A 22,842-nucleotide genomic window follows, 5' to 3' on the forward strand; every position below is an offset into this window, starting at 1 on the left:
CTATCAATCTTCTTCTCTGGGGACGGTCGGAAAACGAAAAGGCCCATAACGACGCCGTTGCCTATCTGGGGTCATGTCGCGGGATCCGAGCGAGGGCTCGGACGAGGAGCCGACGGACGCCGACGAGCAGCGAGCGGACCGTCAGGACTCCGAGGATTCCCGCACCGAGATCGTCGATCTCGACGCCGAGGACAATGCGGAACCGAACGAGACGGACGCTTTCGACGCCACAGGCGGGACCGACGATGAAAGCGAGGCGGCGGAAACCGAGGACGAATCCGACGATTCTGGAGAAGCGGAGACGCATGCGGACGGCTCGACCACCGAGCCAGCGGAGGGTGCCGACGAGGCTGAAGAGACGACCGACGAGCCAGAAGACACGGACGAAGCTGAAGAGACGAAAGACGAGACGGCGGACACGGGGGAGGAAGCCGAAGACACGGACGAAGCTGAAGAGACGAAAGACGAGACGGCGGACACGGGGGAGGAAGCCGAAGACACGGACGAAGCCGAAGAGACGACCGACGAGCCAGAAGACACGGACGAAGCTGAAGAGACGAAAGACGAGACGGCGGACACGGGGGAGGAAGCCGAAGACACGGACGAAGCCGAAGAGACGACCGACGAGACGGCGGACACGGGGGAGGAAGCCGAAGACACGGACGAAGCCGAAGAGACGACCGACGAGCCAGAAGACACGGACGAGGAGTCCGACACCGAAACTCCCGAAAGCGAGACGGAAACGACGCCGATCGAGCGCAAGACCGGCCCGGCCGAGGACCAGGAACAACCGCTGACCGAGCACATCGAGGAGATGGTCAAGCGGGTCGCCGTGGTCGTCGTCATCGCGGGCGCGGTGAGTCTGCTCGCGTTCCCCTACGGCGAGGAGTTCATCAACTTCCTCTGGTACTCGGTGCTCCCGAGTGACATCTCGAAGCCCCACGTCTATCACCCACTGGAGCTCGTGGTCACCCAGCTCAAGGCGGCGAGCCTGCTGGGGCTGGTTCTCGCGCTACCCGTCTTCGTCTACGAAACGTACGCGTTCATGCGACCCGGACTCTACCCCCACGAGCGACGCTACTATCTCGCCGCCGTCCCGACGAGCCTGGTCCTTGCCTTCGTGGGACTGCTCTTTGGGTACTTCCTCATCCTGCCGGCGGTGATGACCTACTTCCTGCAGTACTCGCGTGACGTGGTGGACATCGCCTTCGCGCTCGGACAGACCTTCTCGCTCATGCTGGTCCTCCTGGGCTTTCTCGCGGTGGTCTTTCAGATCCCGCTTTTCGTCATGCTCGCGATCATGATGGGCCTGACCACCCGGACCTGGCTCGAGGAGCGCCGACTCATCATCTGGGGGGTGTTCCTGGCGATCGCCTTCCTCTTCAGCCCGGACCCGACCGGCATGGCCCCGTTCCTCGTCGCTGTAACCATGATCGGGCTCTTCGAGGGCACGTTGCTCTTGCTCCGCTGGACCGGCCGCGGGAACGGGTGACTCCCCAATCGTTTAGCCCCTCGGGGTGAACCGTGGACTCGATGGAGCTCGAGGCGATCCCCGGGATCGGCCCGAAGACCCGCGAGGCGCTTGCCACCCTGGAGGACCCGGTCGAGGCCCTGGAGCGCGGTGACGTCGCCGCGATCGCTGCAGTCCCCGGAATCTCACAGGGGCGGGCCGTCCGCATCGTCCGAAACGCGATTCGTCACCGCCACGACGATCCCGGCGGGTTTCTCGCGACCGACCGCGCCGAAGCGGTCTACGACGGCCTGCGCTCGCTTTTGGCCGAGCGTGCCGTGACCGACTACGGCCGAAAACGGATCGAGACCTTCTATCCGAGTGCGGTGCCCGCCCGCATCGCGGAGACCCGTGCCGTCGCCGAACGGGCGATGGCGCGAGAGTTCGGGGAGCCCGTTCGGGAGGCCCTGACGGGGCTGGAACCGCTCTCCGAGCCCGGGGCGGTCAGAGTACGAGACCGCTGTCTGGCGACGACCGACGCCGAGACCTACAGTCGGGCGACCGAGGCGGTCCCGGAGTTGAGCGTCGAGCTGGTCTCCGACGCCCGGGCGCTCGCCGACCTCGCGCGAGGCTATGCGACCGTGATCGCCCTCGACCGGGAGTTTGCGGGTGTCGAGGTCGACGGTGACGTTCGAGTCGAACCCGACGCCCTGGAGAATCCTGCCGAGCTGGTTCCGGAGCGAGTGCTCGCCTTCTACGGGGCGAACCGCGAGTCGATCCGGGCCGCGATCGAGGTGCATCGCGTCGCGAACCTGGAGTGTGAACTCGACCTGGACGCACTTGCGGGGTCGCTTTCCCGGATCGAGGACGACGGGCAGGTGAGTTCCGACGCCGAACTGACCCGGCTCGCTGCGGCCGTCGATGACCTGGAGGAGGCCGTCTCGACGGCCGAATCGATCGCGAACGACCGGCTCACCGAGGCGATTTCGGAAACCGACGTGACCGTCGACGGGGCCGACCTGCTCTCGCTGGCCGAGCGGGGAGCGGGAGTGGACTCGATCCTCGCCCGGGAGCTGACCCAGGAGTTCGATGGCGCTATCGAAGCCGCCCGGAACCACCTCGTGGAGGCACTCGATCTCCAGGACGAGGAAGCCACCGCGGCAGCGCGGGTCTTCCCGGAGGAGCCGACGTTTCCGGTCGAGCGAAACGAGTCGGCGCTGTCCCGACTTGAAGAGACATTGACGACCGCCCGGGACCGCCGGGCCGGACAGGTCAAGCGCGAGTTGGCCGAGGAGCTTGCGGGGGCTCGCGAGCCAGTCCGGGGACTGGTCCGGCGGGCGCTGGAACTCGACGTCGAGCAGGCCATCTCGCGATTCGCGGCGGACTTCGATTGTGTGATGGCCGACCGCTCTGGACGCGGGTTCGAGATCGAGGGCGGTCGGTCACCCCTGCTTGCGGAACCGCCCGAGGCCGTCGAACCGGTCGATTACGCGGTCGAGGACGTGGCGCTGCTCTCCGGAGTGAACAGCGGGGGCAAGACCACGACCCTGGACATGATCGCCGCGATCACGATCCTGGCCCACATGGGGCTACCCGTGCCGGCGACCGCGGCCAGGGTGCCCGAAATCGAGGAGATTCACTACCACGCAAAATCCAGTGGCACCCTCGACGCCGGCGCGCTGGAGACCACGCTCCGGGATTTCGCCTCGCTGTCCGCGGGCGGAGCGACCAAACTCGTCCTCGTGGACGAACTCGAGAGCATCACCGAGCCGGGGGCCTCGGCGAAGATCATCGCCGGGATCATCGAGGCCCTCCAGGAGAGCGAGGCCACGGCGGTCATCGTCTCCCATCTCGCGGCCGGGGTGCGGGAAGCCTGTGAGACCCCGGTCACGGTCGACGGGATTCGGGCGCTCGGGCTCGAAAACGGCGAATTGCAGGTCAAACGCTCCCCGGAGAAAGACCACCTGGCCCGTTCGACACCCGAGTTGATCGTCGAGAAACTGGCAGAGGGAGACACCGAGGGCAGGACGGAAGCGTTCTACCGGGCGCTGCTCGAAAAGTTCTGATCGAAACAGGTCGGCAAAATAAGACGGACTATATTGCCGATTTTTGAGCGTAGAAATCAGCTGTTGCCGAAACAGCCTATCATAAATTTTGGACAAGTAAATCTTAGTATAATATTACAGGACATTGCCCGTAAATCCCCCTATTGCAGAGCGGCACAACAGTTAAGTGAAATGGGAAGTCTTGTGGCAATGGGTGACACATGACAGAAGAAGCGACCACGTCGCGTGAGGAGTGGGGGACCCGTTTCGGGTTCATGATGGCGATGATTGGGGCAATGGTCGGTGCCGGCAACATCTGGCGAATGCCCTATACGACCGGGATGAACGGCGGCGGCGCGTTCCTGCTCGCCTACATCATCCTGCTGTATGTCATCGCCATCCCGGGACTGATGGCCGAGACGATGATCGGTCGGTACACGGGGAAAGGCGTCATCGGGACGTTCAAACAGATCTTCGACGACAAGACCCTGCGCGGGCTCGGGTTCGTGGTGGTCATCGTGAACTTCGCGCTGATGACCTACTACCTGCCGCTCGTGGGCGAGATCCTGTACTACGCGGTCCACTCGGTGCTTTTCACCTTCATGGATTCCGCGTTCCAGCCCGAGGTCTTCTGGGATAGCTTCATCAACTCGCCCGCGCTGACCGTCGGGACCCACACCGCGGTGGCCATCGGCGTGGCCGCCGTCCTCTCCCTGGGGATCAAGGACGGGGTCGAGCGGATGGCGAAGTACATGATCCCGCTGATGGCGATCGCGCTGGTCGCGGTCGCCATCCGCGGCGTGACCCTTCCCGGCGGCATGGAGGGCCTTTCCTTTGCCTTCAACCCCGACTGGAACTACTTCCTGCGCGGGGAGACCTGGGTCGCGGCCCTTGGGCAGGCGCTTTTCTCCACCGGCCTCGGCTGGGGGGTCGCCCTGACCTTCGGGAGCTACCTCCGCAAGCACGACGACGTGCCCCTCGGCGGTGCACTGTTCACGGCCGTCGGGAACACCAGCATCGGCCTGCTCGCGATCTTCGCAGTCTTCCCGGTGGTCTTTGCCTTCGGGCTTGAGCCCACCGCGGGGACGAGTCTGGCCTTCATCTCGCTGGTCGAGGTCTTCCCGCAGATGCCGGGTGGCGGCCTCTGGGCGATCGTGTTCTTCCTCGGCTTCTTCTTCGCCGCGTTCACGTCCGCGTTCGCGCTGACCGAACCAATCGTGACCACGCTCGACGAAGAACTGGGCTTCTCCCGGAGTCAGACCGTCGTGGGAGTCGTCGGCCTGATCTGGCTTTTGGGCGTGCCGAGCGCGCTCTCCCAGAACTTCCTGGGAACGATGGACTACATGTTCGGGAACTTCGGCCTGCCGATCGCCACGCTGGCGGTCATCTCGCTTGTCGGCTGGAAGTTCAAACCCGAGCGGGGTCGCGTGCTCGATCTGAACCGCAACGCCGACATCCACATCGGCCAGTGGTGGAACCCGATCGTCCGCTTTGTCATTCCGGCCGTGATGCTGTTCATCATGGCCTACGGCGCGGTGACGAGTCTGGGAACCGAAAACGAGACGCTCATGTTCGGCGGCCTCGCGCTCATGGCGATCATCCTCGCTACGAGTCTCGGACTGGCCCAGGCACTGAACATGCAGACAGAGGACGAACGGCCGGCCGTTTCGGGAGGTGACTGATCATGGCACTGGCACCAATCACGTGGGTCATGATGCTCGGCTCGATCGTCCTCCTCTGGGGGGTCGGCGGCTGGGCGATGTATCGCACCTTGACCGACGAGGACCGCAAACTCGATCTCATCAGACGCCAGGGGACCATCGACACCTACTCCCCGACCGCGCTGGCAGACCTGCGAAACTGGATCGAGAACAACCCCGGCGATCCATACCACGAGGAGGCGGTCGACCGTCACGACGAGTGTGTCGAGATCCTGCGGGAGAACGAGGAGCCGTTCTACGACTGGTCCGAGAGCGAGATCAGGGCCCTCGAAACCATCGGCGAGGAATCGGCAGCCGACTGAATCGGTTCGCGGACTGATTTTTTGGCGGGAAGGGTTAAGTGGCCGTGGTGGCTCGGTTGACAGCATGGCGGACGAAGACATGCTCTCCTGGGACGAGTCGATCTTCCGGGACGAGCACGTCTTCGAGATCGATTACGTCCCGGAAGTTTTCGACCACCGGGACACGCAACTGGAGACGCTGACCCACGCCCTGCGACCAGCGACCCGGGGCGCGAGACCGCTCAACGTCCTCGCCACCGGGCCACCGGGGACGGGCAAGACGACCGCGATCCAGAAAGTCTTCGGCGAACTCGACGCCCAGCCGGGGGTGCGGGCGGTCCGGGTGAACTGCCAGGTGGATTCGACCCGGTATGCGGTCTTCTCCCGGATCTTCCGGGCGCTTTTCGACTACGAGCCGCCGGCGTCGGGCATCTCCTTCAAGAAGCTCTTCGGCCAGATCGCCGAGAAGCTCACCGAGGAAGAGACCGTGCTGGTAGTGGCCCTCGACGACGTGAACTACCTCTTCTACGAGAACGAGGCCTCCGAGACCCTCTACTCGCTGTTACGTGCTCACGAGGCTCACCCGGGGACGAAGATCGGGGTCATCCTGGTCTCCTCGGACCTGGATCTGGACATCATCGAGGGCCTCGACAGTCGGGTGCAGAGCGTGTTTCGGCCGGAAGAGGCGTACTTCCCGGTGTACGACACCTCGGAGATCGTCGACATCCTCTCGAACCGTATCGAGGTCGGGTTCCGGCCCGACGTCGTCCCGCCGGACGTCCTGGACGAGGTGGCCGCGCGGACCGCCGAAACCGGCGACCTTCGGGTGGGCATCGATCTGCTCAGACGGGCCGGGCTCAACGCGGAGGGACGGGCCAGCAAGACGATCGAACATCGAGACATCGAGCAGACCTTCGACACCGCCCGTCACGTCCACCTCGAACGACACCTGGAGGGGCTCTCGGACCCGGAGCGCATCCTCCTCACAGTCATCGCCGAGACCGACGCCGAGCAGGCCGGGGCCGTCTACGAGACGTTCCACGAGGAGACGGACCTGGGGTATACTCGGTACACCGAGATCGTCAACAAACTCGACGATCTGGGACTCATCGAGGCCGAGTACGAGTCCCTGGAGGGGCGCGGGCGCTCCCGGTCGCTGCGCCTGGCTTACGACCCGGAGGCGGTGCTGAATCGACTGGGCTAAGCAGCAGGGTTTTCCCCGCAGAGCGGCATTTTCACCCATGGGAGACCTGTCTGCAGTGCTGCACACGACAGAAGGCGACATCGAGATCGAACTCTACGACGAGCGAGCGCCCCGGACCGTCGAGAACTTCGTCGGCCTGGCGACCGGTGAGAAGACCTGGGTCGACCCCGAGACCGAGACGGAGGTCGAGGGCGAACCGCTCTACGACGACGTTCCGTTCCACCGGATCATCGGGGACTTCATGATCCAGACCGGCGATCCGACCGGAACCGGGCGCGGCGGCCCTGGCTACACCTTTGACGATGAGTTCCACGAGGACCTGCGCCACGACGAGGCCGGGACCGTCTCGATGGCCAACCGCGGCCCAAACACGAACGGTTCGCAGTTCTTCATCACGCTGGCCCCCCAGCCCCACCTCGATGACAAGCACGCCGTCTTCGGGACAGTAACCGACGGGATGGACGTCGTTCGGGAGATCGCCGGCGCGAAGACCGACCGTCAGGACTACCCCAAAAAGGACATCCTGCTCGAATCGGTCACGATCGAAGAGTAAGCGAAAGGGCTTACCCACTTCTTCACGAACGATAGCGCGCGAGGGTAGCCAAGTGGCCAACGGCGGCGGGCTTAAGACCCGCTCTCGAAGGAGTCCGTGGGTTCGAATCCCATCCCTCGCAGTGAGCGAGTTTTCGAGCGAACGAGACGGATGGGTTCGAGCCCTGGAAGACGAGCGACCAGCGGGAGCGAATCTTCCTCCGGTTCGAATCCTGACCCGCGCAGTGAGCGAATTTATGAGCGAACGAGCAGACGCAGATTCGAAGTAGGGAGGTGCTTTGCTCCGACCGTGGTTCGAATCCCATCCCTCGCATGCGAGGTCGAACGCAGTGAGACCTCGATGGCGAGCGGTGAAACCGCGAGCCAACTCCCACTTTTTCCGAGGGGCTGCTTCGCAGCCCCTCGCAAAAACTTGGGGAAAAAGACCGCTAGCGGCTGTTGAAGTTCGTGAGACCTCGATGGCGAACGGGGAGGGACGACCCGTGAGCCGCTCTCACTTTTTCCGAGCGGGTGCTTCGCAGCCCCTCGCAAAAGCGTGAGGAAAAAGACCGCTAGCGGCTGGCCATTGTCACGACTTTCAGGCTGCAGTGAGCGGGTTTTCGAACGGCTGGTTCTCCGCCACTCTGAGTCAGAACCCGTCGACGATGGGCACCTCGTCGGGCCCCAGATCGTCGGACAGCACCAGATCGGCGACGACCTCCTCATCGTCGATCGCGAGCATTCGCATGCCGTCGCTGAGTTCGCTGACGTCGACCCGGTCGTCGGTGGGCGCCGTGTCGGAGAGCAGGTAGAACTGGCCGCTGGTATCGACGGCGAAGAAATTACCGTCGTCGTCTGTATACTCGGGGTGTAGCTGGAAGTGTCGTTCGGCTGCCATCGTCAGCCGGTTTGCTGGATCGCCGGATAAGCCTCCCGGTCCCACTCCCGTTCGTTTACGGACCCAGATACCCCCACGCCTGTAGCCGGTCGCCGTCGCCGTCGATCCAGCGCTCGCCGATATCGTCCCGGTAGTACATGTTGGGCATCAAAACGTGGTCGACACGCTCGTAGGCCTGCTGGCGAGCCGCCTGCATCGTCTCGCCTTTGCCGGTCACGACGAGTGGCATGCCGCTCTCGCCGGCGACCCGCCACTGGCCGTCGACCCGTTTGGTGTCCTCCAGGTGAATCCCCTCGCGGCCCACCTCGAAGACCACGGCCGCGTTCCGGGAGTTCTCGTCGTAGGTCTGCTCGTCGTCGAAGGGAAAGGGTGGCAGGACGATGCGAACGGCGACCTGATAGCCCCGGTGGACGGTCGGCTCGGGGTCGTTGCCGTGAGCCAGCGCGTAGAAGAACTCGCCCGTCGAGGACTCGATCGATTCCTCCTGCAGGGCGATCGTCGGGTACCCGAACCGGGGGGTGAACTCCAGTGGATAGATCCCGTTCTCGTTGACGATGCAGTTCAGATCGATGCTCCCCACATAGCCCTCCGCGGCGAGCCAGTCTTCGAGTTTGCCCAGGGTCTCCCGGAACAGCCGGTTCTTCCCGGCCCAGAACATCGAGGTACCCATTTCGCCGGTCGAGGGCCCGATGTTTCCCGGGAAGAGTTTCTTGTGCTCGAAGTTGAAGTTGACTCGATCGACAAAGCGCTCGCCGTCGAAGAAGCCACAGATGGCGACTTCGACGCCCTCGACACGCCGCTGGAGCTGAAATCCCTTCATCCGGTGGCCCCAGGCCGTCTTGTAGGCCTGCAGCACGTCGATGACGTCGCTGCCGTCGTCCTCGCGCCCAACGTAGAGGAGTCGCTTGACGTTCTGGACCTCCCCGAGCGGCTTGATGACGTACGGAGCCGGGTGGTCCCGGACGTGCTGGATGCCGGCCTCGAAGTCCCTGAAACTATGGTGTTCGACGGTGGTCACCCCATGGTCTTCGAGCACGTCCATCGCATATCCGCGATCGTCCTCGAGGCGGTCGGTGTTGGGCGTGCCGCCGATCACGGCCTGGCCCGCCTCCCGAAGCTCCGCGGCGAGCGCCCCCGTCCCGACGCTCGAACCGACCCAGATGTCGTCGAAGACGATCACGTCGGCCCACTCGACCTCCGCGCGCCAGTCCTCGGTCTTCGGGACGAACCCGGTGCCGATCTCCCGATCACGTTCGGCCTCGATGTAATACTTCACGTCGTGGCCCTCCCGGTGAACCTGCCAGGCCAGGTCGGTGATCAGTGCCGCGTCGGCCGAGACGAAGAGGAAGTTGTGGGTGTCCATCGGTCGTGGTCGCTTTAGCTCCGTTACCAAGTACCAATGGTTGCAGCCGACTTAATACGTACCGGAGCGGATCACGGTCAGCGCACTCCCCCAGCCGACCTTCGACGGCTTTTTTGCCGCCGGTCCGGAACCAGGTGGCATGGAAATCGAAGGCCAGGCCCTCCGCGAGGCGGGGCTCGCCGTGATCGGGGTCGCCGTCTTCGTCGGGTTTCTCGTCGTCGGAAGCCTCATGGGGGCCGGCGAGGGAGAACCGATGGGGACCTTCGTGATGGTCGGCGGGATCGTCGCCTTCGTCGTCGTCATGGGCGCGCTTGGACTGCTCTTTCTGGACGAGGACTAGTCCTCGGCCTCGGCCCGTTCGCGCCAGTCGGTGTGGTCCTCGGCCTCGTCGTCGAGTTTGACCTCGTAGTACGAGAGCGGGTGTGAGATCGCATCACAGAGATCGTCGGGATTGACACAGTCGCCGTAGGCGACCATCGTCGCACAGGCCGGGGCCGTGTACTCGGTCGGGCTGGAATCGCCCCGAATGTGATCGGTCTGATAGCGGGTCATCTCCTCGCCAAACCCCGGGTTCGTCCGGTAGAGTTCGACGATCTCGTCGGTCTGCAGGCCGATGTTCGTGAGAAAGGACGTGATCGCAAAGCGGGAGTGATGGGCGAGGTGCTCACCGGATTGCACCCGGTCGAGCAGGTGTTGCATACAGGGCGGGAACAGTTCCGGCACGACCGTGTCGATCTCCCGCGTGAGATCCAGTTCCTCCAGTGTGCGTTCGATCGCGGTGACAGCCGCGGTCAGTTCCGTCGCGATCGAATCGGGGACCGACAGCGGGAGCCCGCTCTCGACTCGCGTTTCCACGGCCTGCTGGAGCAACCGGTCCAGTTCGTCGGCCGTGATCGAAACCCAGCCGTCCGCGAGAACACGGGTCGAGAGTCGCCACTTGCTCGGGCGGAGCGACGCCGCGTAGGTCAGATAGTCGCTGACGGCCATCTCGAATCCCCCGTCGGCCCGGCGGACCGCCGACTCCAGGTCGAACTCCCGGAGGAGCGTCTCCCGGTCCAGCGAGGGGGCCCCGACCGAATTGATCTCCTCGCTATCCGCGAAATCGGCCTGGAACCGCTCGCGGGCGGCCGTGGCCTCCGCCTCGGCGTAGCGCTGTCTCACGATGTTCGCGTCGACGAGCGAGGCGATCACGCGGGCGACGGGATAGGAGAGCAACTCGACCCGGGTCGATCGGGACGCCGGGCCGATCTCCCGATCCGTGAGCGCCCGTTCGACGCGCTCGCGGGCCCGATCGACAACTGCGTCGTCGGTCCGGACAAGCTCCGAGAGGTCCACGCCGGCCTCCTCGACGGCCGCTCTGGCCGCCCGGAGGAACGGGTAACGGGCGTGGTAGGCGTCCATCGACGGGAGTTCCCACTCGATGCCGATAAAGGCCTCGCCCGATCGTTCGAAAGGCCCTACTCGGCGGGCGGTGAAGGACGGGTATGGATCTGGCTCCCGGTACCTGGCGACTCGCCGCGCCGCTTTTGGCACTCGGCGGGCTCGGGCTCGTTTTCGCCCCGATCTGGGGGCTTTTCGGGCTGGTACTCGGCGGGTTCGTCGTCTGGTTCCACCGCGACCCGGACCGGGAGCCCCCCGATTCGGGCGTCCTGTCGCCGGCTGACGGCACGGTGACGGTGCTCCGCACTGAGGGGGATCGGGTTCGGGTGGGCGTGTTCATGAACGTCACCGACGTGCACGTGAACCGCTCGCCGGTCGCCGGGGAGATCACTGGCGTCGAGCACGTTCCCGGCGGCCACTGGCCGGCGTTCTCGAAGGAGGCAGAGCGAAACGAACGGCTTCACATCGACTACGAGGAGCTGCGAGTGACACTCATCGCCGGCACCGTGGCCCGGCGGATTCACCCCCACGTCCAGTCCGGGGCGACGGTGTCGCGAGGCGAGCGGATCAGTCACGTCTCCTTCGGGAGCCGGGCCGACGTGCTGCTGCCACCGCGATTCGAGATGGCTGATGTCACCGTCAAGACAGGCGAGACGGTTCGGGCCGGAGAGTCCGTGCTGGCTGAGGACCCCCAGCACTGATCCGCGGCTTTTTGTCGGTCGGGGGCGGTCACCCAGTTATGAGCGACGGGGGTACCAGGGCCGCGCGGAAGCGACGGGCCGGCGAGCGAGCGGCCAAAATGGTCAGGACAGGTGACGTGGTTGGACTGGGGACCGGAAGCACCGCGGCCTACACGATCGAGGCGCTCGGCGAGGCGGTCGAACAGGGCCTGGATATCCAGGGAATCCCCACGTCCTACCAGTCCCGGGCACTCGCACTCGATGCGGGTATTCCGCTTACGGCCCTCGATGCCGTCGACGGCGTCGACATCGCCATCGACGGGGCGGACCAGGTGGTCGCGGGGCAGTTGATCAAAGGCGGCGGGGCCGCCCACGCCCAGGAGAAGATCGTCGACGCGGCGGCCGATCGGTTCGTCGTGGTCGTCGACGACGGCAAACTGGCCGATCAACTCACCCATCCGGTCCCCGTGGAAGTGGTTCCTGAAGCCCGGCCCACGGCGATGGCCGCAATCAGGGATCTGGGCGGCGAGCCAACCCTCCGGGACGCGGGCCGGAAGGACGGACCCGTGATCACACAGCACGGGAACGTCGTTCTCGACGTGGACTTCGGGCGAATTGCGGACCCAGCGGCGCTGGGAGCCTCGCTCGCTTCGGTGCCGGGCGTGCTAGAACACGGGCTGTTCGTCGATCTCGCGGACGAAATCGTCGTGGGCGGACCCAACGGTGTACGGGTCCTCGAAACGAACTGAAAAGACGGGTGAGCCGGGTTACAGGTCGCGCGGCTGCACCGTCTTTCGACCGTTCTCCTCGGCGCGACGGGCGGCGTCGGCGAGGAGGTCGTCGACACGCTCGTCGAGCGCGTCGTAGAAGTCAGAGGATACGTTTTTGTCGTCGAGTGCTTCCTTCACGGCGGCTTTGACGATCAGATCTGCCATACGCCTCGTTTTTCCCTACGGCCCGTAATAAACGTTCTCAAATCAAGCAGCATAGAGCCCGAACTGTCCGTACACCGCAAATGCTACGTGAATGGGGCCCGGCCACGATCGGTTCCAGAAACGGCGAAACCCCCGATTTCGGCCCAATAAAGAGCCAACGCCACCGTTTTACGATTCGAAACGGGCGGGCTCGAACGGCGAAATCGGGCGACGGAACGGCGATTTTCCACCGGGATTGGCGACCGGAGCGGTTTTTTCCACCGGCCCCTAGCCACCGGCTATGGAGCAGATCTCCTTTGGCACCTCGGGGTGGCGGGCGACCCTGGATACGTTCACGAACCGACGGGTTCGGATGGTCGCCCAGGCGACGGCCAGCCACCTCGCGGCCGAGGGGGCGGCCGGCGAGCCAGTCGCGGTGGGCTATGACGCCCGGGAGAGTTCACGGGGCTTCGCCGAGGAGGTCGCCCGCGTGCTCGCGGTCAATGGCCACGAGGTGTTGCTCCCCGAGCGGGACGTCCCGACGCCGCTCGTGGCATACGCCATCAGGGACCGAGACCTGGCCGGCGGACTGGTGATCTCGGCCTCGCACAACCCACCGGAGTACAACGGCATCAAGTTCTTCCCGGCGGACGCCGCCCCTGCCATGCCAGCGGTCACGGCGGACATCGAATCGCGGCTCGCACCGCCGAACCCGGCCCCGGAGGCGGATTGGGGCACCATTCGGGAAGTGGACTTCCAGGGCCCCCATGCCGAGCACGCGATGGACCTGCTCGATCCGGACCTTTCGGGGCTCTCGATCGTCTATGACGCCATGCACGGCAGCGGCCGCGGTGTGACCGACCAGTTGCTCGAAGCGGCCGGTGCCAGTGTTCGGCGCCGGCGCTGCGAACTCGACGCGGCGTTCGGCGGGACGCCGCCGGAACCCAGTCCCGAGAATCTCGCGGGCCTCGCCGAGGTGGTCAGGGAGACCGGGGCCGACCTGGGGATCGCCAACGACGGCGACGCGGACCGGGTCGCGATCGTCACCCCCAAACGGGGCACACTCGACGAGAACCTGTTTTTCGCCGCCACTTACGATCACCTGCTCGAACGCCAGTCCGGACCCGCCGTTCGTACCGTCTCGACGACCTTCCTGATCGACCGGGTGGCCCAGGCCCACGGCGAGGACGTGATCGAGACGCCGGTCGGGTTCAAGTGGGTCGCCCAGGCGATGGCGGAGCACGACGCGCTGATGGGCGGGGAGGAGTCCGGCGGCTTCTCCATCCGGGGCCACATCCGGGAGAAAGACGGGGTGCTGATGGGGCTGCTCGCAGCCGCCGTCGAGTCTGAGCGGCCCTTCGACGACCGGCTCGACGAGTTGCGGGCGGAACACGGCGAAATCCACCAGGACAAGGTGAGCGTGGACTGCCCCGACGCAGCGAAGACCCGGGTGATCGACGAACTGGCCGAGACCCTCCCCGAAACGATCGCCGACCGGGAAGTGGAGTCGGTCAACCCCGCCGACGGCGTCAAGGCGCTCCTCGACGACGGCTCGTGGCTGCTGGTCCGGCCCAGCGGGACCGAGCCCAAGATGCGGGTCTACGCCGAAGCGGAGAGCGAACAGCGGGTCCAGGCCCTCCTCGCGGCCGGTCAGGAGCTCGTCGAACCACTCGTGAACTCGTAACCCCCGGAGGCCCCGCCCTTTTTGCACCGCCTGCACGCAGCGTATGGTATGACCCTGCTTGCCTGGAATGGAGCCACCGCACTTCTGGGCGGTGCGTTCGCGGAGTTCCTCGCGGCCCTGCGCGAGTCGCTGCCGCGGTTGTTCTCCGGGCTGCTCTTCGTGAGTCTGGCCTGGGTGGCGATCAAATCGATTTTGGGCGTCCTGCGTCGGGTGCTCGATCGGGCGTATCCGGCCGAACAGGACATGATCGTGGATCTCGCGATCGTGATCATCGGCGGGTTGCTCTGGTTCGGGGCGCTGCTCGTCCTGTTGAAGATCCTCGGGATGGGCGAGGTCGCGGCCAGCCTGGGGACCGCCACCGGGTTCATCGCGCTTGGAGTGGCCTTCGCACTCAAGGAGATGATCGCTGACACCGTTGCCGGCGTGTATCTCCTCCGAGATCCCGATTTCAACGTCGGCGATGCCGTGGAGACGGCCTCGATCACGGGGACGATCGTCCAGGTCGACCTCCGAAAGACACGGATCCGAACCGAAAACGAGGACCTGGTCGTCGTCGCGAACCGCGACGTCGAAAAGCGCTGGACCCAGCGGGCCGAACAGTAGGAACTGCTGGACAGATTGCGGAGACCAGCGAGAAACCCCCGCTTCAGGCGAGGTGGATGTCACGGCCACCGCCGGCCGTGACACCGATCAGTGCCCTCGATCTCGAACCCGGCCTGCCGGTAAAACGGTGCGAGCGGCGGGTCGAACTCGGCCGTCAGCGTGCCCCATCGCTCACCCGCCGCGCGGATCAGTGCCGTACCGATGCCCTGTCCCCGCCGGCCCGGTCGAACCGCGATGGCCTCGATTCGAGTCGAATCCTCCCGAGCGCAGCCGACGAGCGCGGCCAGCACCGTCCCCGCCCTCGATCGGGCGAGAAGTACCTGCTCCGCCCCAATTGCTTGCTCCACGTGTCCGACCTCGATGGCGAGGTCCGCCCCGTCGAGCACGTTCATCACGGCCGCCAGCTCACCCGCCTGGGCCGGTTCGACGATCATCCCCCGCGGACGAGTCGGACGACCTGCACCTCGGCCTCGGTGACGCTGCCATCGGCCGGTTTCGGCTGGCCGTCGACGAACACGCTAGCCTCGTGCGGGCTGAGATCGACGGCCGCCAGGAGGTCCCCATAGGCGGGGTCATCGACTGTGACCGTCTCGCTTCCCTCGCCGATCACGTTTACGGTCACCTGCATTGGCGCGGGATATTGGACCGACGATAATAGGGGTGCCGGCTCAGGCCGGGCTGGCCGTGTCCGTGTCGTCAGTGGCCGTCGTCGGCGTCGCACCCGAACCACGTCGCCGACGGGCCGAACCCCAGAGTGCCGACGCCAGCGCGCCCATCCCCACCAGCAGCGCGGCCAGGACGAACAGGCCACCGATGAGGGGGACGGCCCCGAGGATCGTGAAGAGCAGGAGTCCGAGGCCGAGTGCGTACCACCGGTTCGGCGGGTCGGTTCGCCGGGCCAAAAGCCAGTGGCCGACGGCGTATTCGCCATAGACCACCCCGGCCCAGAGCAGGAAGAGGTAGGCGAAAACGCCCAGCACCGCGAGCGGGATACCGACGATGGTCACCGCGATGAGCACGAGGACGACCGGAATTCCCAACAGGGCGAGAAGCCCGACGAGCGCCGAGCGACCGGTCGATTCGGTGGCCCGGGTCGCCACCCCCTCGGAGAACGAGGGGACGAGGAACAGCAAGACCGCGCCCAGTAGCAGGTTGGCGAAGAGCCCATAGACGGCGTCGAGCCAGCCCATCGTCGGCCAGGAGTAGCCGGAGACACCCACTGGCCCGAACGTGCCGAGTTCGGAGTCCTGGACCACCGACCCGCCGACGGTCGCGCCGGTTTGCTGGGTGAGCGCGCCGTCGTACCGGAGTTCGCCACCGATGACCGCAGTCGGGCCCAGCGTAATCGTCTCGGCCCCGACGTCCGCGTTGCCGTCGATTTGCCCCTCGATGAGGACCGACCCGGCACCGGCCGAGAAGTCACCGCCGACCCGGCCCGTCGGCGTGAGGACGAGCGAACCCGTCCCGGCCGAGACGCTGCCATCGACGGCCCCGGCGATCCGGAGCGAGCCACTCGCCACGCTCAAATCGCCTTGCACGACCCCGGACTCGGCGACGACCACGTCACCGCCGAAGCCCTCTAGATCGCCGGTGACGGTGCCCCGGACCACGATCGTCCCCGCCATCACCGTGAAGCCCTCGACGGTCTCGTCCGCGTCGACGATCACGGTGCCACTCATCATCGTCGAGTCGGTGCTGCCGGTCTGGGCGGCGGCCGGGCCGATCCCCAGACCCAGCGAAAGCAAGACGACGAGGAGGATGACAGCGATTCGACTGCGCGAAGTGTGGTGGTTCATGTCCCCTATATTAGATTGGACAAACAATAAATGTGGGCTGACACGAAATGGCAGGCCGAAACCAGCCCGCCACACCGTCTCGGGGACTTTAAGAGCACGAGGGACCCAATTCGGGCCATGACAGAGTCCGCGGCCGGGCGCGACGAGATCTGGGTCGAGAAGTACCGGCCCGAGCGCCTGGACGGCGTGGTCGGCCACGAGGATATCATCTCGCGGATGCAAAGTTACGTCGAACGGGACGATTTGCCGAACTTGCTCTTTGCGGGGCCAGCCGGGACCGGGAAAACGGCAACAGCCCAGGCCATCGCCAAAGAGCTGTACGGCGAGGACTGGCAGGAGAACTTCCTCGAACTCAACGCCTCCGACGAGCGCGGGATCGACGTCGTTCGCGAGCGGATCAAGGATTTTGCCCGCACCTCCTTTGGCGGGTACAACTATCGGATCATCTTCCTTGATGAGGCAGACGCGCTTTGTGTCCCTCCCGGTACCGACGTCGTCACAGGGTACCCGTCAGCTCCAGAAGTGAAGCCCATCGAAGAGGTGGCCAAAGACGGCGAACCGATACCATCAGTCGACTTCGAGACGAACGAGGTTCAATCAGACAAGGGGAAACTCGTCGACTCGGGCGTTGCAGACTTCTTCGAGGTCGAACTGTCCGACGGGCGGGATGTCCTAGCGAGTCTCAGCCACCCGTTTTTTGTCGTCGGAGAAGACGGGACACTCGTCGAGAAAGAACTCCAAGAACTCTCAGCGGGGGACCGGATCGCCGACTTCAAGGACGACATCGGCGTTTCGCGCTGTGAGACCTGTGGCGACTGGACGGCGGGACGGTTCTGCTCGGTCGAATGTAAGAACGAGGGGCACAGCCAGGAGATGAAAGGGGAGGATAACCCCATGTACGGAACATCCTGGTCGGACGAGCGTCGGGAAAAAATCGTCGAAAAGCTCTCTGATGGCCGACTCGAAGGCGAAAACAACCCGAATTACGGCGGTGAGTTCCACGGGGTCTCTATCTGGGAGATGGACGAGGAGTCCATCGAGGCGTTCCGGGAGAAGATCAGTGAGAGACGATCCGAGACGACCTGGGAGGACTGGGTCGTTGATGCGGATGCCGAAGCGGTCAAAGAACAGATCGGCCGGTCCTCCGCAGCGTGGTGGGACAGCCTTGATGCGGATGAGAAAGAACGGATAGTTGCGGAAACGGCCGAGAGCTGTGACTATCCGGTCTGTGACATCAGCGGAGATAACAATCCGATGCGTGACCCGGAGGTCGCACAGAAGGTCTCCGAGGCGTTACAAGGCCACCCACCCACGGGGGGGTCGAACGTTAGGTACAGCGAGGAACTCGGCCATCTGGTTCGGTCAAACTGGGAATACGAAGTCGCCAAAGCACTACAGGACGCCGACGTAGAGTACGAATACGAGCCGGAGTTTGAGCTGTCCGATTCGATGTTCCACCCCGACTTTCTCGTCGGTGAAACAGTCATCGAAGTGAAAGGAGTTGCCGAGTTATGGGGCCAAACTGAGAAGGTTAAGGAGTTCCTGCGGACCTACGGTGAGGAGTACCAGTTCGTCGTCATCGGTGATGAAGAGCTCCCCCATCACGAACATTACACGAGGGACGAATTCGAGCCGTCACTTGTCGCCGATGGTGGTGCACAATCAGTAGACACAGTCGAGGTGAGCAATATCGAATATAGCCACCGGGGCAAAGCCTACAATATCAGCATGGAGGGGACGCCCAACTTCATGCTGGGTAATGGTATCTTGACGCATAATACCTCGGACGCTCAATCAGCGCTTCGGCGCACGATGGAGCAGTTCTCGAAGAACACCCGCTTTATCCTCTCCTGTAACTACTCCTCGAAGATCATCGACCCGATCCAGTCCCGCTGTGCCGTCTTCCGATTCTCGCCGATCGACGACGCGGCAGTGATCGACCGGATCCGTGAGATCGCCGAGATCGAGGGCATCGAGTTCACCGAGACGGGGCTGGAGGCCCTGGCGTATGCCGCCGACGGGGACATGCGACGGGCCATCAACGCCTTGCAGGCCGCCGCGGCATCGGGCGGCGTCGTCGACGAGGAGGCCGTCTATGCGATCACGAGCACCGCTCGCCCGGAGGAGATCGAGGCGATGATCGAGCGGGCCCTCGACGGGGACTTCACGGGGGCGCGGGCGCGGCTGGTCGAGTTGATCACCGAACGAGGTCTGGCCGGCGGGGACATCATCGATCAGCTCCATCGCTCGGTCTGGGAGTTCGATCTGGACGAGGCGGCCGCCGTGCAGCTTATGGATCGGCTGGGCGAGGCCGATTACCGCATCAGTGCCGGGGCCAACGAGCAGGTTCAGCTCGAAGCGCTGTTGGCCTCGGTCGCGCTGGCCGCCAACGACCAGGAGTAACACGCTCCCGGAACTGTTTTACCCCAGCATCGGCCACTACCCTGCAATGAGCGACCTCGAGGAGGCCTACCGTCTCGAATACTTCGAGACGGAGGACTTTGTCCGGAAGCAGTGTTCGGAGTGTGGCAGCTTCTTCTGGACTCGCGATCCCGACCGGGAGACCTGCGGGGAGCCCCCCTGTGACGAGTACGAGTTCATCGACAACCCCAGCCTCGACCGGGAGTACACCCTCGAGGAGATGCGCGAGAAGTTCCTCTCCTTCTTCGAGGCCCACGATCACGAGCGTATCGAGCCCTACCCAGTGGCCGCGAACCGCTGGCGGGACGACGTGTTGCTCACTCAGGCCTCGATCTATGACTTCCAGCCCCTCGTGACCAGCGGGAAGACCCCGCCACCGGCGAATCCGCTGACGATCAGCCAGCCCTGCATCCGGATGCAGGACATCGACAACGTGGGCAAGACGGGTCGACACACGATGGCCTTCGAGATGATGGCCCACCACACCTTCAACGTCCGCGAGGACGCAGACCAGGAGTACGCCTACGACGGCGAGGTCTACTGGAAGGACGAGACCGTCGAACTCTGCGATGAGTTCTTCGTCGAGATGGGCGTGGACCCCGAAGAGATCACCTACATCGAGGATCCGTGGGTCGGCGGGGGCAACGCCGGCCCGGCCTTCGAGGTGCTGTATCGCGGGGCGGAACTCGCCACGCTCGTCTTCATGTCGATGGAGCAGGACCCCGAGGGCGAGTACGAGATGAAAGACGGCAACCGCTACAGCCCGATGGACACCTACATCGTGGACACGGGCTACGGGCTGGAGCGGTGGACCTGGGTGAGCCAGGGGACACCCACCGTCTACGAGGCGATCTACCCCGAGATGATCGAGTTCCTCAAGGAGAAAGCGGCGATCGAGCTCACCGCCGAGGAGGAGGCACTGATCCATCGCGCCTCAAAGCTCGCCGGCCGACTCGACATCGACGAGGTCGAGGACGTGGACGCCGCCCGGGAGACGATCGCCGCGGAGCTAGACGTCGAGGCCGCCTACATCGACGAGCTCATGTCGCCCCTGGAGGACATCTACGCGATCGCCGACCACGCCCGCACGCTCGCATACATGTTCGGGGACGGGATCGTCCCGTCGAACGTGGGCACGGGCTATCTGGCCCGGATGGTCCTCCGTCGCACCGTCCGGCTCCTCGAATCGGTCGACATCGAGGTTCCGATCGCCGACCTGGTCGACATGCAGGCCGAGCGCCTGGAGTATCAGAACCGGGAGACGATCCGGGACATCGTCGATTCGGAGGTCGAGAAGTACCAGGAGACCCTCGAACGGGGCGGCCGACGGGTGCGCCAGCTCGCCGAGGAGCACGCCGAATCCGGCACGCCGATTCCCGAGTCGGCCCTCGTGGAGCTCTATGACTCACATGGCATTCAGCCGGACATGGTCGAGGAGATCGCCGCCGAGTACGGCGTTGCGGTCGAGACCCCCGATAACTTCTACGGCCTCGTCGCCGAACGCCACGACAAGGAGGGCGGGGAGACAGCCCAGGAGACCCGCGATTCCCGGTTTGCCGACCTGCCCGAGACCGAGCAACTCTACTACGACGACCAGTACCGGACCGAGTTCGAGGCCATCGTCCTCGATGTCTTCGAGCGCGAGGAGGGGTATGACGTGGTCCTCGATCAGACAATGTTCTATCCCGAAGGTGGGGGCCAGCCGGCCGATCATGGCACCCTCTCGACCGGCGAGAACACCGTCACGGTCCTGGACGTGCAGATCGAGGACGGCGTGATACGTCACCACACGGACGACAACCCCGGCAAGGGCGAGTTCGTGACCGGCCAGATCGACGTGGAGCGCCGGCGACGCTTGATGCGCCATCACACCGCCACCCACGTGGTCATCGACGCCGCCCGGTCGGTCCTGGGCGATCACGTCCGACAGGCCGGAGCCCAGAAGGGCACGGATTCCTCGCGAATCGACATTCGGCACTTCGAGCGACTGAACCGGGAGACAGTCGAGGAGATCGAGCGGCGGGCGAACCGGACCGTGATGGAGGACCTCCATGTCCATCAGGAGTGGCCGGACCGCCACGAGGCCGAGGAGACCTACGGCTTTGACCTCTATCAGGGTGGCATTCCGGCCGGGCAGAACATCCGCCTGATCCACGTCGGCGAGGACGTCCAGGCCTGTGGCGGCACCCACGTCGCTCGCACGGGCGAGATCGGGGCGATCAAGATCCTCTCGACCGAACGCGTGCAGGACGGGGTCGAGCGACTCACCTTCGCCGCCGGCGAGGCCGCGGTCGAGCACGTCGAGTCGATGGAGCGGGATCTCCTGGCGGCTGCAGCAACCTTCGACGTCTCGCCGGCCGACGTACCGGCGACTGCCGAACGCTTCTTCGAGGAGTGGAAGGAACGCGGCAAGCAGATCGAACAGCTGAAAGAACAACTCGCAGAAGCCCGGGCCGCCGGAGCCGAGAGCGGCGAACGGGTCTCGGTCGGCGAGTGGGAGGCCGTAATCAAACGCCTGGACGTGGACATGGACGAACTCCGGGCGACGGCCAACGCCCTCGCCGAAGACGGCACGATAGCAGTGGTCGCAAGCGGGGTCGACGGGGCGCAGTTCGTCGTCGCCGCACCGGACGGGGCCCCGGTCAACGCCGGTGCGGTCGTCTCCGAACTCGCCAGTCGAGTCGGCGGCGGCGGGGGTGGCCCGGCCGACTTCGCACAGGGTGGCGGGCCAAACGTCGACGCGCTGGACGAGGCTCTGGAGGCAGTGCCCGAACTCCTGGAGTCACGGGCCGAAGCCAACTAGGCGCGGTCGATATCGAGTTCGTCCTGGAGGTCCTCGAACGCCGCCGACTCGGAGAGTTCCTCGAGCCGTTCCTTGAAGTGGTCCTCACAGAGTCCGACCCGGACACCGTCGGATTCGACGGTGACATCGGCGGTGCGCCCACAGTAGTGACACTCCATACGAGAGCCAAGCGGCCCGAGCACCCTGAACCTCACGGCTCGGGCGAAATCCGGGCCGCGATGGATTCGTAGTCCGCGCGATCGAGGCCGGCGGCCCCGATTTCGGTGCCGTGGGCGTCGCTCCCGCCAGTCACCAGCAACCCGTGGTCCTCGATAGCCGATTCGAGCAGCGGCTGGTCCACCACGTCAGCCCCGTAGGGATAGTACCGTTCGACCGCATCGAGCCGGCTACAGCGAGCGAGCGCGGCGGCCGGGTCGGCGTACCGAAACGGGTGGGCCAGGCTGAGCAGGTCCGCGGCCCCCGAGAGGAGTTCGACGCCGCGGTCGAAATCCGGGATCGCCCGCGGAACGAAACAGGGGCGGTCGGTCCCGATCAGGTCCTGGAACACCCTCTCGACCGTCTGGTAGTCCGCCTCCGGGTGCTCGACCACCGCCCGGGCGATGTGTGGGCGACCGGTTCGGCCGTCGATCCCGAGGTCGAGGTCGATGCCCAACTCGGCCTCCAGACAGGCCACGATCTCGTGAGCCCGTTCTCGACGATTCCGGGCCAACCGCTCGGTCTCAGCCCGGAGCTCGGGCGTCGGGTCGAGGCCATAGCCCAGCAGATCGATCCGCTGGGACGGAGTCTCCACCCGCAACTCGATGCCGTGCACGATAGTTACGCCGTCCCGCTCGACGACCGGCGCCTCGAGGTCGGGATGGGGCCGATCGTGGTCGGTCACGCCCACCACAGCCACTGACCCAGCCCTGGCGGCCCGCGGCACCGCCTCGATGGAGAGGGTGCCATCGGAGTTCTCGGTATGGACGTGGAGATCCGCATAGACCATACCGGACCGGGAACGGGCGAGTGCATACGCCTTTCGCCGGCGGAAATCGCCGATACATTGATAACCACACCCACACAAGTAGT

21 protein-coding genes, 1 tRNA gene and 3 pseudogenes are annotated in these 22,842 nt (G+C 65.0%); 16 read left to right on the forward strand and 9 right to left on the reverse strand.

The annotated features are described in order from the left end of the window. Positions 1 to 73 precede the first annotated feature (73 nt). The 7 genes from HSR6_RS11245 (at position 74) to HSR6_RS10380 (ending at position 7,375) form a co-directional block, all read left to right on the forward strand. Complete coding sequence (locus tag HSR6_RS11245; RefSeq protein ID WP_071933559.1) at positions 74 to 1,492, forward strand: twin-arginine translocase subunit TatC; 1,419 nt, start codon at positions 74 to 76, stop codon at positions 1,490 to 1,492. Positions 1,493 to 1,533: 41 nt separating this feature from the next. Beyond that, positions 1,534 to 3,516, forward strand: coding sequence for a helix-hairpin-helix domain-containing protein (locus HSR6_RS10355; RefSeq protein ID WP_071933560.1), 1,983 nt, complete (start codon positions 1,534 to 1,536; stop codon positions 3,514 to 3,516). 257 nt (positions 3,517 to 3,773) lie between these two features. Continuing rightward, positions 3,774 to 5,177, forward strand: coding sequence for a sodium-dependent transporter (locus HSR6_RS10360; RefSeq protein WP_394327103.1), 1,404 nt, complete (start codon positions 3,774 to 3,776; stop codon positions 5,175 to 5,177). Between the two features lie 2 nt (positions 5,178 to 5,179). Then, positions 5,180 to 5,518 (forward strand): hypothetical protein, encoded by a 339-nt coding sequence (locus tag HSR6_RS10365; RefSeq protein ID WP_070365801.1) that lies wholly within the window; start codon positions 5,180 to 5,182, stop codon positions 5,516 to 5,518. Between the two features lie 64 nt (positions 5,519 to 5,582). Next, positions 5,583 to 6,701: an ORC1-type DNA replication protein gene (locus HSR6_RS10370; protein WP_071933561.1), complete on the forward strand. Its 1,119-nt coding sequence runs from the start codon at positions 5,583 to 5,585 to the stop codon at positions 6,699 to 6,701. A gap of 37 nt (positions 6,702 to 6,738) precedes the next feature. Next, a complete protein-coding gene (locus HSR6_RS10375; protein ID WP_071933562.1) occupies positions 6,739 to 7,254 on the forward strand; it encodes a peptidylprolyl isomerase in 516 nt (171 codons plus the stop codon). A gap of 38 nt (positions 7,255 to 7,292) precedes the next feature. Beyond that, positions 7,293 to 7,375, forward strand: a tRNA-Leu gene (locus tag HSR6_RS10380). Positions 7,376 to 7,881: 506 nt separating this feature from the next. Here the strand turns inward: HSR6_RS10380 and HSR6_RS10385 are convergent. Together HSR6_RS10385 and HSR6_RS10390 are read right to left on the reverse strand one after the other, a co-directional pair. Continuing rightward, positions 7,882 to 8,130 (reverse strand): hypothetical protein, encoded by a 249-nt coding sequence (locus HSR6_RS10385; RefSeq protein WP_070365804.1) that lies wholly within the window; start codon positions 8,128 to 8,130, stop codon positions 7,882 to 7,884. Between the two features lie 55 nt (positions 8,131 to 8,185). Next, entirely contained in the window at positions 8,186 to 9,493 is a 1,308-nt protein-coding gene (locus HSR6_RS10390; RefSeq protein ID WP_070365805.1) for a phosphoribosylglycinamide synthetase C domain-containing protein, read from the reverse strand. 139 nt (positions 9,494 to 9,632) lie between these two features. On the opposite strand from HSR6_RS10390, the gene HSR6_RS10395 reads away from it, so the two are divergent. Beyond that, positions 9,633 to 9,833 (forward strand): DUF7472 family protein, encoded by a 201-nt coding sequence (locus HSR6_RS10395; RefSeq protein ID WP_070365806.1) that lies wholly within the window; start codon positions 9,633 to 9,635, stop codon positions 9,831 to 9,833. On the opposite strand, the gene priL is transcribed toward HSR6_RS10395, so the two are convergent. Further along, entirely contained in the window at positions 9,830 to 10,894 is a 1,065-nt protein-coding gene (gene priL / locus HSR6_RS10400) for a DNA primase regulatory subunit PriL (RefSeq protein WP_071933563.1), read from the reverse strand. The two genes, HSR6_RS10395 and priL, sit on opposite strands and share 4 nt — an antisense overlap. A gap of 83 nt (positions 10,895 to 10,977) precedes the next feature. On the opposite strand from priL, the gene HSR6_RS10405 reads away from it, so the two are divergent. Together HSR6_RS10405 and rpiA are read left to right on the forward strand one after the other, a co-directional pair. After that, complete coding sequence (locus HSR6_RS10405; RefSeq protein WP_071933564.1) at positions 10,978 to 11,574, forward strand: protein sorting system archaetidylserine decarboxylase; 597 nt, start codon at positions 10,978 to 10,980, stop codon at positions 11,572 to 11,574. A 38-nt stretch (positions 11,575 to 11,612) separates the two neighbouring features. After that, positions 11,613 to 12,302, forward strand: coding sequence for a ribose-5-phosphate isomerase RpiA (gene rpiA / locus HSR6_RS10410; RefSeq protein WP_071933565.1), 690 nt, complete (start codon positions 11,613 to 11,615; stop codon positions 12,300 to 12,302). Positions 12,303 to 12,320: 18 nt separating this feature from the next. Here rpiA and HSR6_RS10415 read toward each other — a convergent pair whose 3' ends face one another. Then, positions 12,321 to 12,488: a DUF1931 family protein gene (locus tag HSR6_RS10415; RefSeq protein ID WP_070365810.1), complete on the reverse strand. Its 168-nt coding sequence runs from the start codon at positions 12,486 to 12,488 to the stop codon at positions 12,321 to 12,323. Positions 12,489 to 12,768: 280 nt separating this feature from the next. Between HSR6_RS10415 and HSR6_RS10420 the strand changes: the two genes are divergently transcribed. Then, a complete protein-coding gene (locus HSR6_RS10420) occupies positions 12,769 to 14,151 on the forward strand; it encodes a phosphoglucomutase/phosphomannomutase family protein (protein WP_071933566.1) in 1,383 nt (460 codons plus the stop codon). Positions 14,152 to 14,199: 48 nt separating this feature from the next. Further along, on the forward strand, positions 14,200 to 14,754 hold the full coding sequence (locus tag HSR6_RS10425; protein ID WP_070365812.1) for a mechanosensitive ion channel domain-containing protein: 555 nt from the start codon (positions 14,200 to 14,202) through the stop codon (positions 14,752 to 14,754). 59 nt (positions 14,755 to 14,813) lie between these two features. Here HSR6_RS10425 and HSR6_RS10430 read toward each other — a convergent pair whose 3' ends face one another. From HSR6_RS10430 to HSR6_RS10440, 3 genes are read right to left on the reverse strand one after another with little or no spacing between them, the layout of a single operon-like run. Continuing rightward, a complete protein-coding gene (locus HSR6_RS10430) occupies positions 14,814 to 15,188 on the reverse strand; it encodes a GNAT family N-acetyltransferase (protein ID WP_071933567.1) in 375 nt (124 codons plus the stop codon). Further along, the gene (samp2, locus tag HSR6_RS10435; protein ID WP_070365814.1) at positions 15,185 to 15,382 is read right to left on the reverse strand and encodes a ubiquitin-like small modifier protein SAMP2; all 198 of its coding nucleotides are present in this window, start codon (positions 15,380 to 15,382) and stop codon (positions 15,185 to 15,187) included. Before samp2 ends, HSR6_RS10430 begins: the two co-directional genes overlap by 4 nt. Positions 15,383 to 15,422: 40 nt before the next feature. Beyond that, positions 15,423 to 16,550, reverse strand: coding sequence for a bactofilin family protein (locus tag HSR6_RS10440; RefSeq protein WP_070365815.1), 1,128 nt, complete (start codon positions 16,548 to 16,550; stop codon positions 15,423 to 15,425). Between the two features lie 117 nt (positions 16,551 to 16,667). On the opposite strand from HSR6_RS10440, the pseudogene HSR6_RS11250 reads away from it, so the two are divergent. The 4 genes and pseudogenes from HSR6_RS11250 to alaS all read left to right on the forward strand — a co-directional run. Next, positions 16,668 to 17,021 (forward strand): annotated as a pseudogene (locus HSR6_RS11250) (AAA family ATPase); the annotation flags it as partial. A gap of 51 nt (positions 17,022 to 17,072) precedes the next feature. Continuing rightward, a pseudogene (locus HSR6_RS11255) lies at positions 17,073 to 18,326 on the forward strand (NUMOD3 domain-containing DNA-binding protein); the annotation flags it as partial. A gap of 3 nt (positions 18,327 to 18,329) precedes the next feature. Further along, positions 18,330 to 18,953: pseudogene (locus HSR6_RS11260) on the forward strand (replication factor C small subunit); the annotation flags it as partial. Between the two features lie 46 nt (positions 18,954 to 18,999). After that, positions 19,000 to 21,774 carry an alanine--tRNA ligase gene (gene alaS, locus HSR6_RS10450; RefSeq protein WP_071933569.1) on the forward strand — a complete coding sequence of 925 codons (2,775 nt, stop codon included), beginning with the start codon at positions 19,000 to 19,002 and terminating at the stop codon, positions 21,772 to 21,774. On the opposite strand, the gene HSR6_RS11160 is transcribed toward alaS, so the two are convergent. Together HSR6_RS11160 and HSR6_RS10455 are read right to left on the reverse strand one after the other, a co-directional pair. Further along, positions 21,771 to 21,932: a DUF6757 family protein gene (locus HSR6_RS11160; RefSeq protein WP_198400416.1), complete on the reverse strand. Its 162-nt coding sequence runs from the start codon at positions 21,930 to 21,932 to the stop codon at positions 21,771 to 21,773. The genes alaS and HSR6_RS11160 overlap by 4 nt on opposite strands. A 32-nt stretch (positions 21,933 to 21,964) precedes the next feature. Beyond that, positions 21,965 to 22,759, reverse strand: a complete 795-nt coding sequence (locus tag HSR6_RS10455) for a PHP domain-containing protein (protein WP_070365818.1) — start codon at positions 22,757 to 22,759, stop codon at positions 21,965 to 21,967. Positions 22,760 to 22,842: the final 83 nt, after the last annotated feature.

It is taken from the genome of Halodesulfurarchaeum formicicum (assembly GCF_001886955.1).
Lineage (GTDB): Archaea > Halobacteriota > Halobacteria > Halobacteriales > Halobacteriaceae > Halodesulfurarchaeum > Halodesulfurarchaeum formicicum.